Source organism: Micromonospora sp. A3M-1-15 (assembly GCF_024213425.1).
Classification (GTDB): Bacteria; Actinomycetota; Actinomycetes; order Mycobacteriales; family Micromonosporaceae; genus Micromonospora; species Micromonospora chersina.
In genome coordinates this window covers 832680-847200 of sequence record NZ_JANAVK010000003.1, presented here as the reverse complement: position 1 = coordinate 847200, position 14521 = coordinate 832680, and the positions used below count along the sequence as shown (strand labels likewise).

Below are 14521 nucleotides of genomic sequence, written 5' to 3'. Positions count from 1 at the left end.
CGCCACGGATGGTGTGGTGAGCCCGAAGGGTCGTACCCCCGTCCTACGGTGGGTCCATGGACTGGAAGATTGAACTCATCCCCGTTCCGGTGACCGATGTGGACCGGGCCAAGGCGTTCTACGAGAAGGTGGGCTTCAACGCCGACCACGATCACAAGGTGCACGAGGGCCTGCGGTTCGTCCAGCTGACACCACCCGGCTCGGCCTGCTCCATCGTGATCGGCGACGGCATCACCGAAAAGACTCCCGGCACGCAGGAAATCCAGGTCGTGGTCGCCGACGCCGAGGCGGCGCGCCGGCAGCTCCTCGACGCCGGCGTCGATGCCAGTGAGGTCGAGGTGCAGCCATGGGGCAACTTCGTCTACTTCGGCGATCCCGACGGCAACAGGTGGTCGCTGCAGGCGATCGAGTCACGCCCCAACGGCTGATCGACGGCCCAGGACAACCCCTGGCAATGCACTGAGGTCTTCTCGGCAACGTGACGGTTGCGTGTGTGACGGGGTGCGGGTGCCGCTCGTGGCTAGGTCTGCGGCGCCAGGGTACGTAGGACGTCGAACTCGTTGCCCTCCGGGTCAGCCATGACCACCCAGTTTCGGTCCGAGCCCTGGCCCACATCCGTCTTGGTGGCGCCGAGGCCAAGTAATCTGGTCACCTCGTCCTCGGTGCTGCCGTCGATTGGGCTGACGTCGAGGTGAAGCCGGTTCTTCACCGTCTTGCCCTCAGGTACCTGGACGAACAGCAGGGTGGGCGGCATCTGACGGGCTCGAACATCCTCGACGGTTGGTACCCACGAGCCGATCTCGACCTTGCCCTCGCTCCGGTCGATCACCGTAAAGTCCAGGACCTCGCACCAGAAGGCCGCGAGTCTCTCCGGATCGTGGCAGTCAACGATCAACTCGGTGAACCTACTCGTCATGACTCTCCCAGATAGTGCGGACGGGGCTCAGAGTATTGGCCGTGCCGCCCGTCCGACAGGTCCGCGAAGATCACATTGCGGAGCCCAGGGGCTTCACGTCGGGTCAGCCTCGACCCGATCGGGCGAATGTGGATGTACGCTCCCACGCCGGCTGGGTCGTGATCCTTTTCGCCGGAATGGGTGTCAGGCTCTCGGGACGCTCAACGATGGCGAGGTGTCCGCCGGCGCCGATGGCGACGGGGACGGCTTCTGTCGGCGGGTCAGGCCGACCCCGACGAGTACGACCACCATCCCGGCGGCGACCCGGAGGCTGAAAGGCTCGTCGAGCACGATGGCCCCCAGTGCCACCGAGACCACCGGCAGCAGATAGCCGACCGTCGCGGCGTTGGTGGCGCCCTCGGCGGCGATGATCCGGTACGTGAGGTGGAACGTGATCCCGGTAGCGACAACGCCCAGGACCACGACGGCGATCGCGGTCTTCGGGCCGATCTCGATCGAGGTCAGGCCACCGGCCGGCAGGGTCAGCGAGGTCAGGCCGGTAGCCGCCACGAGCTGCGCCGCGGACAGCGAGATGGTGGGGACGCCCCTGCCAACCAGGTTGCGGCCCATGTACGCGAAGCCGACGGCATAGCTCGCCGCTGCGGCGACGATGGCGAGGGCGCCCCAGCCCACCGGCCCGGTCGTCTGCCATGGTGCGAAGATCAGCACGACCCCGGCGAACCCGAGCAGGAGTCCGCCCAGCCGGACCGGCCGGAGTCCGCGCTCGGAGCCGATGACGATACCGATGAGCAGGGACCACAGCGGGGTCGTCGCGTTCAGCACGCCGGCCACCCCGGAGTCGACGGTCTGCTGGCCGATGCTGAACAGGGCGAACGGCAGGGCGTTGCAGAAGAACGCGGCCACGACGAGGTGACCCCAGATCGCCCGATCCCGAGGCAGCCGTCGACCCGAGCCGAGGCATACGACCAGCAGGGTGGCCGTTCCGAGGACGCACCGACTGAGGGTGACCTGCACCGGCGTCAGGGCCTCCAGGGCCAGCTCGATCCACAGGAAGGTCGATCCCCACAGCAGGGCGAGCACGCCCACCCGTGCCCACGCCCATGTCCTGCCCGCCACACCGTTCACGTTGATCTCCTTGATCTCTCTTCATGAACGGTGCCGAACCCAACCTGGAAGGACAAGCAAAAGGTTCTGCAGTTCCGTTAAGCTTCGCTACATGCTTGACGTGCGGCGGATGCAGGTGCTGCGGGCGGTGGTCACCAGCGGATCGGTGACCGCGGCCGCGGCGCACCTGGGCTACACCCCGTCCGCCGTCAGCCAGCAGGTGGCGGCACTGGAGAGGGAGGCCGGGATCGCGCTGCTCGAACGCGTCGGCCGGGGCGTGCAGCCCACCGCGGCGGGACGACTGCTCACCGAGCACGCGGCCATCATCGGCCAACACGTCGCCGAGGCCGAGACCGCACTGGCCGACCTGCGCGCGGGACGTACCGGCCGGTTGACGGTCCGCTATTTCGCCTCGGTCGGCCCGACCCTGCTGGCGCCCGCCCTCGCCCGACTCCGGCGCGAGCACCCCGACGTGACGATCGACCCCAAGCTGACGGATCCGAACGATCCACTGCCGGACGTGGAGCAAGGCCACGCCGACCTGGCCATCGTGGTCCGCCGGACCAGCGACGAGAGCCGACCGGGCATCCGCGTGATGCCCCTGCACGACGACGCGTACCAGGCGGTGCTGCCCAACAACCATCCGCTCGCCGGGCGACGGGTGATCGACCTGGGCGACCTCGCCGGCGAACCCTGGGTCGGCAGCGAACCGCCGGGCCCCTGCCTGGAGCCCATCACCGACGCCTGCGCCGCGGCCGGCTTCAGCCCGGACTTCGTGGCCAAGTCGGAGGACTACGCCACGGCTCAGGGATTCGTCGCGGCCGGCCTCGGCATCAGCCTGATCCCTCGACTCGGACTCAGCACCCGCCACCCGGGCGTGACCATCCGCCCGGTCCGCCGCCCCGAGCCGGTGCGGACGATCTACGCTGCGGTCCGGGAGATCTCGCTCGATCAGCCCGCGCTGCGGGCGCTGATCGACGCCCTCATGGACGCCGCGAAGGCGTGAGCAGGGGCTGCCTCGGTCGCCTCTGTCCCGGTCCCTGGAATCGATGGGGTCGTCCCGCCGAGCAAGGCGGTCGCTATCGCGGTCGCGGCCGGTCCGCCTCCTGTTCCGCGAGCCAGTCGTCGAAGGTCGTGGGCGCGATGCGGGCGTCCGGTCCCGGCAGCAACACGTTGCCCGCCATGTCCGGACCGAGGATCGCCTCCCAGGTGGGAACGAGCTTCATCTCGCGCCCGAGCGCCTGGTGGGTCCGGCGAGCCATGTCCACGAGATCGTGACGATCGGGCCCGGCCACGTCGCGGTGGCGTCCCTGTGACGGCCCGGCGGCCACCTCCACGAGCACCTCCGCGACGTCAGCCGGGGCGATGGGCTGGATGAGCAGCGGCGCGATAAAGGCGGTGCCGTCACTCTCGGTCCACGTGGCCACCGTCGCGCCGAAGTCGAAGAACTGGGTGACGGGAACGATGGTCCACGGCACCTCGCTGGCCGAGACCAGGCGCTCCTGCTCCCGCTTGCCCGAGTAGTGCGCGGTTCCGGCGATGCGATGCACCTCGACGATGGAGAGCAGGACGTGATGCCGTACCCCCGCATCCTGCTCGGCCCTCAGGAGGTTCCGGGTGGCGGCGCCGAAGTAGGCCACGGTGGCCTCGCGGTCGGCCGCCGGCGCGCTGATCGCGTCGACGACGGCGTCCACCCCGGTCAACGCCGCGTCCAGCCCGGTGCCGGCCACCAGGTCGACACCCTGCGACCGGCTGATCGGGACGGGATCGTGGCCGTGGCGGCGCAGGGCGGCCACGGTCAGGGACCCGATGTTGCCGGATGCGCCGGCGACGGCCACACGCATGTCTGGCTCCTGTCTCCGAACCGCGCGGGAGTCACCCGCCGCGCATGTGACGAGCGCTGCCTGGACGGTGACCGGGCTTGAACGGCGAGCGCCCCGAAGGATGGCTCTACTTGTCCGCGAATCGGCACACCGTGCCGACGCCTCACTCAGAGCTTCAGACTATGCGAGGTGACGTGCCGCGGGCCCGCAAACGACCTGTGCGAGGCGCCGCTCACCGACGGCCTGACCTCGTGCGGCGGCCCGGACAGGATGCAGCCGCGTGTCGTCCGCTTCCTTCGGGCGGCCTCACGTGTAGCAGTTCGGCCCGCCCGGGTGTCGGCGCCGCCCTACGGCCTACTAGCCGGTGGACGGGGGTCGATCGTGGCTCCGGCACGGTCCAGTGCGCGCCGACGACCCGGCACTCGGCCTGAATGTTCGTGCATGAGGGCGGCGACGAGCAGAGCCACACCTACCATGGCGACGATGTCGCCGATGCTGATCACCAGGTTCAGCCAAGGCACGGGCAGGACGTCGCCGAGCGCCGCCATCCGGGTCGTCCCGCTGCTGACGGTGTGGTGCGGATCCAGGCTGGTGTCAGTCGGAGCGCCCCCGATCTCGCCCAGAGCGGCTGGTGCCACCGGCATGTGCCCGTTGGGCACGATGGTGGCCGCGTTCAATGCCGCCCCGGCGAGGATCGCGGCGACGCCGGCGCGGGCCGGCAGGGACAGGCGGGCCAGATTGAGCAGCAGCGCGGCGCCGACCATGCTGAACACCAGAGCGGTCAGCCATCGTTGTGCGGACGGGGAGAGCAGGCGGCCGCTCGGCGGCACGTGGCCCAGCAGCTGTCCGGCGGCGGCAGCGTACAGCAGCCAGACGCCCCGCAGCGGCTGGCGGGCGAGGTGCCGCAACCGGCCGCCGGTGAGGTACCCGGCGGCCAGACCGACGAGAACGGGGCCGAAGAGGAAAACGGACATTTAGCCGCCGTGGTTGTACGGTGCGCCGACGGCGTAGAGCAGGGTGGCGAGCGCGACGAGCAACAGGGCGATGCGGGCTCTCATGCTCGACCGACCTCAGCCGCCGTGCTGATGCGGTGCGCCGACGGCGTAGAGCAGGGTGGCGAGTGCGACGAGCAACAGGGCGATGCGGCCTCTCATGCTCGACCGACCTCAGCCGCCGTGCTCGTGCGGTGCGCCGACGGCGTAGAGCAGGGTGGCGAGTGCGGCCAACGTAAGGACGATTCTCAGCTTCATGAGTCAACGCTAGGGGTCGATAGACATCAACTGATTCGGCGACGCCGACAGCGATCGGGACCCGTTCGGCTGCAGCTGGTGCCGCATCAGCCTACGTTCGCTGGTCGTTGCGCGCTTCTCGCACCAGGCAACCCCAGGGTGAAGAACAGGAAGCGTTGGAAGGACCCCGAGTTCAGGTATCGCCTGAGCAACGACGCCATGAGGGCCATCGCCAATCTGGGAGCCCAGCCCCTTACGCCATCGCCTGAGCGGTAAGACGCTCAGCGACGTCACCCGTACTCGGAGGGCTTTCGCCGACCAGCTGCCCGTCACCGATCAACGCGATGGCCGGGTACACCTAGAGCGCGAGCATTGCCGCCGCGACCTCACCGGCGGCCGCGTCGGGGATCGCCGTCGCGGCCCGTTCGAGCACGAGCAGCCGCGCACCAGGGATCTCGCGCGCGAGCGCTTCGCCGTTGCCGAGCGGGAAGAACGGATCGCGGCGACCGTGCACCACCAGCGTCGGGACCGCGAGCTCGGACAGACGCTCGCGCCAGCGGGGCTTGCAGTCGAGCTTGGCGAACACCGTGCCCAGATGATTGGCCATCTGCACCGCGGGTTCTGTGCTCGGCGTGCGGTCCCATCTGCGCTCGGCGGTCGCGCGCGCGGCGACGGGGTCGTCGCCGAGAATCTCCGCGCTTCCGGCGGCGAACTCGGCCACCGCTGCGCGGTCGGACCAGTCGGGCATCGATCGTGAGAACAGCCGGCCCATCGTCGCCGCGTCATGGTCGGGCAGGTCGTCGTCGACCGGGCCCGGAGCGACGGGCCGCGTTCCGACGAGGGTGAGCGCCGAGAACGCGCCCGGGTGGTCGAGCGCGGCGACCTGGGCGACCATCCCGCCGACGCCGATGCCCGCCAGGTGCGCCGGCCGGTCGTCGAGTTCGCGGGCGAGCGCCGCGGCGTCGGCGGCAAGATCGCGCAGCGTGTACGCCGGAGCCTCGGGGTCGACGGTGGTCGACGCGCCGGAATCGCGCAGGTCGTACCGCACGACGTGGCGCCCGCCGTGCGCGAGCGCCTCGCAGAGTGCGTCGGGCCAGGAGAGCATGGTCGTGCCGCCCGCGAGCAGGACGAGCGGTGCCGCCGCGTCGCCGAAGTGCTCGACTCCGAGCGTGACGCCATTGGCCTCGACCGTCGTCATCACGCCTCCGCCGTCGGGATGAAGCCGTCGGACGTGCGGAACGAGTGGACCGTCGGAGACATCAGGAACCTCCAGGGGGCGTCGTGGGCCGGTGGCGCGGGGACGGCGGCACAAGCGACGCGTCCCCGCCGGTGGTCTGCGTCGGTCGAACGAATGCGACTGCTAAGAGATGGACGACTGGCGGGGCGGAAGCTCATCGGGACCTGTCCGCAAGGCAACGATGACCGAGCGGCCATAGAACGCGAGGATCTCGCTGAGCGCGGGGTTGCGCGCAGCGTCCCAGCGTTTACCCGCGACCCCGCCACCATCGGCCGCCGGCGTCAGGAACGTCGCCTCGGCCAGAAGAGCGAGGTCTGGCCGCGCTGCCGAGTCAAGCTGCGACACCTACCGCGCGTGCGATCATGTCGGCCAGGTCGGCGGCGAACCGCTCGTCCGGCAGCTGCCGCTCGATCACCAGACGGAACACCAGTGGCGCGGCGACCAGCGTCGCTGCGGCCTGCACATCGACATCGGCGCGGACGTCACCGCGCGCGACCCCGCGCTCGAGGATCTTCCTCGTCTCACCCATGATCCGCGAGACGTATCCGCGATACGCACCGTTGACGTCGCCGCCCTCCTCCACCGCGGTGATCATGCCCGCCATCAGCCGGGACGTGCCCGGTATCCGGTAGGCCTCCACACGGGCGTCGAGCACCGCACGCAGTTCGACACGGAAGTCGCCCATGTCAGGCACGGTCAGTACGCCGATTCGGTTCTCCGCCGCCGCGATGACCAGGTCGTGCTTGGAAGGCCACCGGCGATAGATGGCCGGCTTGCTGACGCCCGCGCGAGCGGCCACCGCATCCATCGTCACCGCGGCCATACCCTGCTCGGTCACCAACTCCAGAACCGCCGACAGAACCGCCCCGGTCACCCGCTCCTCCCGCGGACGGCCCGGCCCACGCTCCACCCGACTCACCATGCTCGAAGCCTACGTGCGGCTCCAGTTACATTCACGGAGCGGTGCAACAGGGTCCGAGAGTGGAAACGACGGATTGGCTCTGGGCCTGCTGTCCGTGCTGCAGGCGCCGGGCGGCGGCCGCGGCCCGCGCTCGCTGCACTTCCTCGTCACCTGGGTTCGACACCCGGTGCTGTTCGCCCGTTCGCTGAGCAAGCGCCGCTGGTCGGGGCGGACCACCATCGGCCTGGTCATGCAGTCCCTGGACAACTCCCTCACCGTCTCAGCGAAGAAGGTGCGCCGAGGCAAGGCCAAGCTGACCTCCCGCCAGGGACACGGGGCCCCCACCCCCGACCTGGATCCCCGCCGCCGAGCAGGCGGCCCGCCTGCTCGCCCGCGTACGGCAGAGCCGTCGACGACGCTGATCCCAGGGTGCCCGTAGAGGCGGTGGTAGGGGGTCGATCACGCCGGTGTTGGGGCTGTCGCCGATGAGGCAGCCGCCGATGAAGTGCGCCGTCAGAGGGATGTCGAAGATCTCACCCACCGAACTGCCCCGGGAAGCCGTTGATCTCGGGGTCAACCCCGCCCTGACCATTACCGCCCAGGCCGAGAGGGCCATGTCGCTCTGGCCAAACAAGGGCGAGGCCGACCTGCGCCCCGCCCAGGGCGAGCCGTACCGGTCCACCGTCGCCTGGGTTCGAGAACCGGGGCAAGAAGGCGCTGGCCGACGCCTACAACAACCACGAGTGCGCGCGCAACGCCGCGCTCAGCGAGATCCGTGGGGCGGGTACAACGTCTACCCTCGCAAGATCGAGGAGTTGCTGTACGAGCACCCGGCGGTGCGGGAGGTGGCCGTCATTGGCATCCCCCACCCCGAAGCTGAGCGAGCAGGTCTGCGCCGCGGTCGCGCTGAAGGACGGTGCTACCCCCGAAGAGCTTCTACGAGCACGTCAAGACGCGGGCGGCGCTGTACAAGTACCCGCGGCACGTGTGGATCGTCGACGAGCTGCCCAAGACGGCCGCCGGCAAGATCCTCAAACGCGAGGCGACGGCGCCGGCCGACCTGGTCGGGTAAGGCGCCGTCAGGCTCAGCGCGGCCCCGCAGCGTAGCAGGTAGCCCTTCGCCTCGAAGGATAATCGCCCGCCCTTCTTCCCCGCTGGCGCGAGCCAACCGGGCTCGCGCCACCGGCGAGGCCGAATTGCCGTCAGCCACCACGGCCCGGTTCTGGCTGCGGGCGTGGTCCATGCTCATCCGTTGGTCTCCGACCCGATCGTCACCCGGTGAACCGCTTCACCTGAGCGAGGTACGCCCCCGCCCGACCACGGATCTTGCCGGTCGGCGGCACTTGCGTCGGACCGTTCGTGCAAGGGCGTCCGTGCGGGCGCGGCCCGGCCAAGAATGAGGGGCAGGAAGGGGGGGTATGAACCTGCTGAGCGTCCTACCGCTTGCCCTGGTGATGATCGCCGGCCCGCAGATCATCAGTGCCATTTTCCTGGCCTCCAGCCGGGACGCGAGGCGCAGCTCGCTGGCCTTCCTGGTCGGGGCTGGTCTCGCCGTAATCGTCGCGCTGACTGTGTGGTACGTCGTCTTCCACACGGTGCGTGGCGCTGGAGACGGGCAGCACAAGAATGACGGCACGCGGCGCTTGATCGACTGGGTGGTGCTGCTGGTGCTGCTGGCGTTGATGGCGATGATCTTCTCTCGCCGCAAGCGAACCCAGCCGCCCAAGTGGATGAGCAAGTTGCAGGAGGCCAAGCCGCGCTTCGCCTTCGGGCTGGGCGTCCTTCTCTTCGTCGCCATGCCCAGTGACGAGGCCACCATGCTGGCAGTCGCCGGATCCCTGGCCGGCCACGACAAGCCGTGGTGGCACCTGCTGCCGTTCCTGTGTCTGACGCTGCTGCTACTGGCATTGCCACTGCTCGCCCTGCTCGCGTTCGGTCAGCGGGCGGCAGCAGCGCTGCCCAAGATCCGCAACTGGGCCAACGACCACTCGTGGTGGGTCAGCGAGGCAGTGATCCTGATCTTCGTGGCTATCGTCGTGTCCGACCTGCTCAAGTAAGACCCCCGCCCGCGCGTCGCCCTCCGGCTGGAGGTTGCCAGTCGGCGCCCAGACCGTTGACGCGGAGCCAGGAGCCCTACGCCACCATCTGCTGACGGCCGCCGTGGCTAGACGGCGGCCGTCAGGCCCGCCTGCTTGGTTGCCTCTGCTTCTGGCAGTCCGGAGGCTTGTAGCAGCTCGCTGACGGCGGCGCGCAGTTGTGCGACGACGACGCTTCCGGAGAACTCGACACCCTCGGCGCAGGCCTCGTTGACCTCTTTGATCGCCTGCAATGCCCGGGCGCGCGCAGGACCTGGCTCCCGGCCGGTGACGACGTCCCGGTACAGCAGCCTCAGCGCCTCGCCGGCGTGCCCGATCGACGCTGGAAGACCGGCCGGCACCGGCTCGCCGGCGCGGAGGGTCGCCACCGCCCAGTGCACCAGTTCGCGGGTGCAGGTGTAGGCCCTGTCGAGGTGCTCGGCGGCGTGCTCCCACCGGCGTACGACGCCGAGCCGGCGCCTGCGCCACGGTGAGAGGGCCGCGACCTGCCGCGCAGCGGCCACCAACTCAGCCGTCTTCTGTCTCTTCTCCCATGCCGTGGAGAAGCGCTCCTGAGCGCATTCGGCCTGTTGAGGGTCACGATGGGCCAGTGCGTCGGCGACAGCCGTCAGTTCACGGGCGAAGGCATCCAGCGTCGGACCGACGCTGCGATGTACGACCCGCAGCGGGTTGAGTGGCAGGATCAGGAACGCGACGGCGATGGCGGCGACACCACCGACCACTGCACTTGCCGTTCGCGGCACCGCCAGATCCGGTCCTTGCGCCACCGACCCCAACAGCAGAGCTGTGCCTCCTGCCTGCGCCAGGACCGCGCCGGTGCCCCGAAAAGCGACGGCCACCGCGATGGCCAACGCGACGACCACGCCCGTTTGTGCCGGCCCTACCCCGAAGCCCCGCGTGATCACATGCGCGACCACCGCCCCCACGGTCACCCCGGCAATGAACTCCAGTGCTCGCCTGATTCGATTGCCGATGGCTCCCGCGATCGTGCCGACCGCGACGGCGGGCGCGAACAACGGCTGCGCATTGTGCAGTACGTCGCGCGTGATGAACCACGACAGCTCGGCCGCCACACCCGCCTGCGCCGCGACGATGAGGTACGTGCGAAGCCGCTCGTACACATCTCGGCGCCCTCGCCGCACACCCCCGCTCAACGCACCCCGAAGCCGGCCGAGCACCTCTCACCCCCGTGTATCCATCGGCTCCCCAACGACATCGTCGTACGCCAACAGTGATCGAATGCTCGAGATCCCCAAGCTGCCGATTAGATCTTCAATGCCCTAAAGCCCGCTCTGGAGATCGCTACCGTGCCGCTATCGGCAACGGCAGCCGACCGCAGCATCGGCAGCCGGTGGATTGCCCAGGTCCACACCGAGCAGGTCGCCGCCGAGGCCCCCCTGACGTCTCGGCGGACACCGACACCTCACCGCTGAGGCTCGTCTTGTGGGTAGGTCGGAATGCGGCACGCCAAGCGCACCAGCCTGCTGTGGACATTCGCTTTGCGACGCCGGCCAAGACCCCGGGCGGTGCGGGCCGCCCAAAACCGCACGGGGACGATTTCGCCTGCACTGATCCCACGGCCTGGCCCGAACCCAGCCGCGACGCGCACACCATCGCTGGCTTGTCCGGTCCGACTGCATCACGTGCCGTGTGGACGCGGTGGTGATATGAGGACAGGCAGGGTGGCCGGCGTTCGGATTCACCCCACCCGTCCTTCGTCACTGCCCGCTTGGCGCCGTTTGGCGGCCCGTCATTGCCGGGCCATGGCGACGCGCCAGCGTTCCTCGATCGGGATGAGGTGCTCGGCGTTGGCCGCTTCGGCGTCGACGTCGATCTGGACCCAACGGATGGTGCCGCTGAAGTCGTTGCCGCGGGCCGGGTACTCCGGGGTGACCGTGGAGCCGGACTCCCGGCCGACGTGGGTGGCCTCGTGCGCGGAGAACATCACCGGCTGGGTGGCCGACACGGTGCCGCGGCCCACTTCGACGCCGTCGAGGTGGAGGGTGACACTGCCGCCCTTGGCCAGGCCGGGGCCGGCGTAGGCGAACTCCACCCGGACCTGGTGCTCTCCGGCCGGGATCTCGGCATCGGAGTCGATGTAGAAGTGGCGCAGGCCGACGAGGTTGTAGCAGTAGCGCAGCCGCCCCTCGCGGGCGTACATGCTCCAGCCGCCGGCCATGCCGCCCTGGGCGATGATGACGCCCTCCGCGCCGGCGTCGGGCACCACGACCTGGGCCGTGACGGCGTGGCTCTTGTTCTTGATGTTGATGACGGAGTTCTCGTTCAGGTGGCCCATCCCGGGGAACAGCACCTGCGTGTTGCCTCGGATAAGCTGCGGCCGCCCGGCCAGGTCGGGGTTGAACCGCTCGGCGCCCCGGTCGTCCAGCGGCAGCACCCCGTGTTTGGTCGCCTCGATCAGCCACAGCCGCTGCAGTCGGTGCAGCATGTCGGGCTGCTCAGCAGCCAGGTCGCTGGACTGGGTCCAGTCGTCGGGGCCGTACAGTTCCCACACGTCGTCGTCGAAGGCGGCCAGTTGCGCGCCGAGCAGCAGCCACGGCGTGCGGTGCCGGGTGACCGCGGTCCAGCCCCGGTGGTAGATGCCCCGGTTGCCGCCGATCTCGAAGTACTGCGTCTGGTGGCGCTCCGACGCGGCCCCGTCCCTGAACGTGTAACCCATGCTGACGCCCTCGATCGGGGCCTGCGTGACGCCGTGCACGGTGGTCGGTTCGGGCAGCCCGGCCGCTTCGAGGATGGTCGGGGCGACGTCGATGACGTGCGCGAACTGCTCGCGCAGCTCGCCGGCGGCGGTGATGCGGGCGGGCCAGTGCACGATGGTGCCGTTGCGGGTGCCGCCCCAGTGCGAGGCCACCTGCTTGGTCCACTGGTACGGCGTGGACAGCGCGTGCGCCCAGCCGACCGCGAAGTGGTTGTACGAGCTGGGAGTGCCGAGCTCGTCCATCCGCGCGCGCAGGAACTCCGGGGTCTCCAGCGCGCCCATGCCGTTGTAGTTGATCGATCCGTTGAAGGTGCCATGCATGGCTCCTTCGGCGGAGGCCCCGTTGTCGCCGATGATGTAGTAGATCAGCGTGTTGTCGAGCAGTTCCAGGTCGTCCAGGGCCTGTACGAGCCGGCCGATCTGGTCGTCGGTGTGCGCCAGGAATCCGGCGTAGACCTCCATCTGCCGGGCGAGCACCGGCTTGAGGTCGTCAGGCATGTCGTCCCAGTGCGGGATCTCCGGGTTGAACGCGGTCAGCACCGCGTCGGGCGGGATCACGCCGAGCTCCTTCTGTCGTTCGAAGATCTCCTCGCGCAGCGCGTCCCAGCCGACGTCGAAGCGCCCGGCGTACCGGTCGCACCACTGCTTGGGCGCGTGGTGCGGGGAGTGCGTGGCGCCGGGCGCGAAGTACATGAAGAACGGGCGGTCCGGCTGCAGCGCGTGCTGGCGGCGGATCCAGTCCACGCCCCGGTCGGCCAGGTCCTCGGTGAGGTGGTAGCCCTCCTCCGGGGTGCGGGTCGGCTCGACCGGGGTGGTGCCGTGGTAGAGGGTCGGGTAGTACTGGTTGGCCTCGGCTCCGATGAAACCGTAGAAGTACTCGAAACCGCTGCCGGTGGGCCAGCGGTCGAACGGGCCGGCCGGGCTCGTCTCCCACACCGGGACCTCGTGGCATTTGCCCAGCTGAGCGGTGGCATAGCCGTTGAGCCGCAGCGTCTCGGCCAGCGGCGCTTTGCTGTTGGGCCGGATGGTGCTGTAGCCCGGCGCGGAGGTGGCCAGCTCGGTGATCGCGCCCATGCCGACCGAGTGGTGGTTGCGGCCGGTCAGCAGCGCCTGCCGCGTGGGCGAGCACAGCGCCGTGGTGTGGAACCGGTTGTAGCGCAGCCCGCCGTCGGCCAGCCGCTGCGCCACCGGGGTGTCCACCGGGCCGCCGAACACGCTGGAGGCGCCGAAACCGACGTCGTCGAGCAGGATCACCAGCACGTTCGGCGCGCCCGTCGGCGGCCGCACCGGCGTGATCGGCGCGAACGAGGTGTCCGGGTCCCGCGCGTCGTAGGTGATCAGCCCCGGCTTGGGCCGGTCGGGCATGGGCAGCGTGGTGCGGGGCAGGTCGTCATACGCAGGCACGGGGTTCTCCGTTTCGATGTGGTGGGGTGATGCGGACGCCGTCGGGTCGGCGGCAGGTCACCACGCCGGCCGCACGACGCAGCGGAAGCCCAGGTGGCAGGTGGAGGTGTCAACCGGCTGGGCCAGCCGTGCGGAGGGGCGATAACGGCGGCAGTAGTTCGGCGCGCACAGGTGCGAGCCGCCCTTCATCGTCTTGCGGGGGATGCGCAGGTGCGCCTGGCCGGGTTCGAAGCTGTCGGACTCGGTGCCGCCGGCCGGGTTGAGCCGGGGAGCGGGAGTGCCGCAGCAGGTGGGCCCCCTCGGTGCGAGACGGTCGTGCTCGGCGTACCAGTCGGACGTCCACTCCCACACGTTGCCGATCATGTCGTGCAGGCCGTAAGCGTTGGCGGGGAAGGCGCCGACCGGTGAGGTCCCGTCATAGCCGTCCAGCCGCAGGTTCTCATGCGGAAACCGGCCCTGCCACGTGTTGGCCATGTGGTTGCCGCCGGGGTTGAACTCGTCGCCCCACGCGTACTCGCTGCCGGACAGGCCGCCGCGTGCGGCGTACTCCCACTCGGCCTCGGTGGGTAGCTGCTTGCCGGCCCACTGCGCGTATGCGAGGGCGTCGGCATAGGCCACGTGGGTTACCGGGTGGTCGCGGCGTTCGCGCAGCGACGTGCCGGGACCACCCGGATGGCGCCAGTTCGCGCCGGGCACGTACGACCACCACTGGTAGGGGTCACCCAGGTCCACCGGATACGGCGGCGGCGTGAACACCGCAGAGGCCGGTGCGAGCAGCGCCGGGTCGGCGCCGGGGTACCCGGCAGGGTCGGCGGGCCGTTCCGCCGTCGTCACGTATCCGGTGGCCTCGACGAAGGCTTCGAACTGGGCGTTGGTGACCGGGGCAGGGTCGATCCAGAACCCGTCGACGTCGACCGGGTGGGCCGGGGCCTCCTCCGGGTAGTGGCGGTCTGATCCCATCGTGAACCGGCCGCCGGGGATCCACGCCATGCCCGCGGCCTGCCGCCCCGGGGTGGGCCGCGCGGTCGGCGGGCTGCCGTCGGTGTTGCTCACGCTCGTCCCCTGATGGTGCTCGGTGTCAGGTCGGTGGGCGGG

The 14521-nt window shown here is 69.9% G+C and carries 14 protein-coding genes and 1 pseudogene; 6 read left to right on the top strand and 9 right to left on the bottom strand.

Translation table 11 applies throughout. From position 1 onward, the window contains the following. Positions 1 to 56: 56 nt before the first annotated feature. Positions 57 to 428: a VOC family protein gene (locus NLX85_RS19110; protein WP_254336985.1), complete on the top strand. Its 372-nt coding sequence runs from the start codon at positions 57 to 59 to the stop codon at positions 426 to 428. Between the two features lie 92 nt (positions 429 to 520). Here NLX85_RS19110 and NLX85_RS19105 read toward each other — a convergent pair whose 3' ends face one another. Together NLX85_RS19105 and NLX85_RS19100 are read right to left on the bottom strand one after the other, a co-directional pair. Continuing rightward, positions 521 to 916, bottom strand: coding sequence for a VOC family protein (locus tag NLX85_RS19105; RefSeq protein ID WP_254336983.1), 396 nt, complete (start codon positions 914 to 916; stop codon positions 521 to 523). Positions 917 to 1099: 183 nt separating this feature from the next. Next, a complete protein-coding gene (locus NLX85_RS19100; protein WP_254336981.1) occupies positions 1100 to 2041 on the bottom strand; it encodes a DMT family transporter in 942 nt (313 codons plus the stop codon). 91 nt (positions 2042 to 2132) lie between these two features. Between NLX85_RS19100 and NLX85_RS19095 the strand changes: the two genes are divergently transcribed. Then, entirely contained in the window at positions 2133 to 3026 is an 894-nt protein-coding gene (locus NLX85_RS19095) for a LysR family transcriptional regulator (RefSeq protein ID WP_254336979.1), read from the top strand. A 73-nt stretch (positions 3027 to 3099) separates the two neighbouring features. On the opposite strand, the gene NLX85_RS19090 is transcribed toward NLX85_RS19095, so the two are convergent. From NLX85_RS19090 to NLX85_RS19075, 4 genes are all read right to left on the bottom strand, one after another. Then, positions 3100 to 3864: an SDR family oxidoreductase gene (locus tag NLX85_RS19090; RefSeq protein ID WP_254336977.1), complete on the bottom strand. Its 765-nt coding sequence runs from the start codon at positions 3862 to 3864 to the stop codon at positions 3100 to 3102. 326 nt (positions 3865 to 4190) lie between these two features. Further along, on the bottom strand, positions 4191 to 4817 hold the full coding sequence (locus NLX85_RS19085; protein WP_254336975.1) for a DUF5317 family protein: 627 nt from the start codon (positions 4815 to 4817) through the stop codon (positions 4191 to 4193). Positions 4818 to 5430: 613 nt separating this feature from the next. Beyond that, on the bottom strand, positions 5431 to 6270 hold the full coding sequence (locus tag NLX85_RS19080) for an alpha/beta fold hydrolase (protein WP_254336973.1): 840 nt from the start codon (positions 6268 to 6270) through the stop codon (positions 5431 to 5433). 370 nt (positions 6271 to 6640) lie between these two features. Continuing rightward, positions 6641 to 7231, bottom strand: coding sequence for a TetR/AcrR family transcriptional regulator (locus NLX85_RS19075; protein WP_254336972.1), 591 nt, complete (start codon positions 7229 to 7231; stop codon positions 6641 to 6643). 73 nt (positions 7232 to 7304) lie between these two features. On the opposite strand from NLX85_RS19075, the gene NLX85_RS19070 reads away from it, so the two are divergent. The 4 genes and pseudogenes from NLX85_RS19070 to NLX85_RS19055 all read left to right on the top strand — a co-directional run bounded on the left by NLX85_RS19070 (position 7305) and on the right by NLX85_RS19055 (position 9267). Beyond that, positions 7305 to 7649: a hypothetical protein gene (locus NLX85_RS19070; protein ID WP_254337518.1), complete on the top strand. Its 345-nt coding sequence runs from the start codon at positions 7305 to 7307 to the stop codon at positions 7647 to 7649. Positions 7650 to 7695: 46 nt separating this feature from the next. Further along, positions 7696 to 8052: pseudogene (locus tag NLX85_RS33745) on the top strand (hypothetical protein); the annotation flags it as partial. 74 nt (positions 8053 to 8126) lie between these two features. Next, complete coding sequence (locus tag NLX85_RS19060; RefSeq protein WP_254336970.1) at positions 8127 to 8282, top strand: hypothetical protein; 156 nt, start codon at positions 8127 to 8129, stop codon at positions 8280 to 8282. Positions 8283 to 8628: 346 nt separating this feature from the next. Next, positions 8629 to 9267 (top strand): GAP family protein, encoded by a 639-nt coding sequence (locus tag NLX85_RS19055; protein WP_254336968.1) that lies wholly within the window; start codon positions 8629 to 8631, stop codon positions 9265 to 9267. A 107-nt stretch (positions 9268 to 9374) separates the two neighbouring features. On the opposite strand, the gene NLX85_RS19050 is transcribed toward NLX85_RS19055, so the two are convergent. From NLX85_RS19050 to NLX85_RS19040, 3 genes are all read right to left on the bottom strand, one after another. After that, positions 9375 to 10427 carry an aromatic acid exporter family protein gene (locus NLX85_RS19050; RefSeq protein WP_254336966.1) on the bottom strand — a complete coding sequence of 351 codons (1053 nt, stop codon included), beginning with the start codon at positions 10425 to 10427 and terminating at the stop codon, positions 9375 to 9377. A 629-nt stretch (positions 10428 to 11056) separates the two neighbouring features. Next, the gene (locus NLX85_RS19045) at positions 11057 to 13426 is read right to left on the bottom strand and encodes an arylsulfatase (RefSeq protein WP_308210760.1); all 2370 of its coding nucleotides are present in this window, start codon (positions 13424 to 13426) and stop codon (positions 11057 to 11059) included. Positions 13427 to 13483: 57 nt separating this feature from the next. Next, positions 13484 to 14416, bottom strand: coding sequence for a formylglycine-generating enzyme family protein (locus NLX85_RS19040; RefSeq protein ID WP_254337499.1), 933 nt, complete (start codon positions 14414 to 14416; stop codon positions 13484 to 13486). Positions 14417 to 14521: the final 105 nt, after the last annotated feature.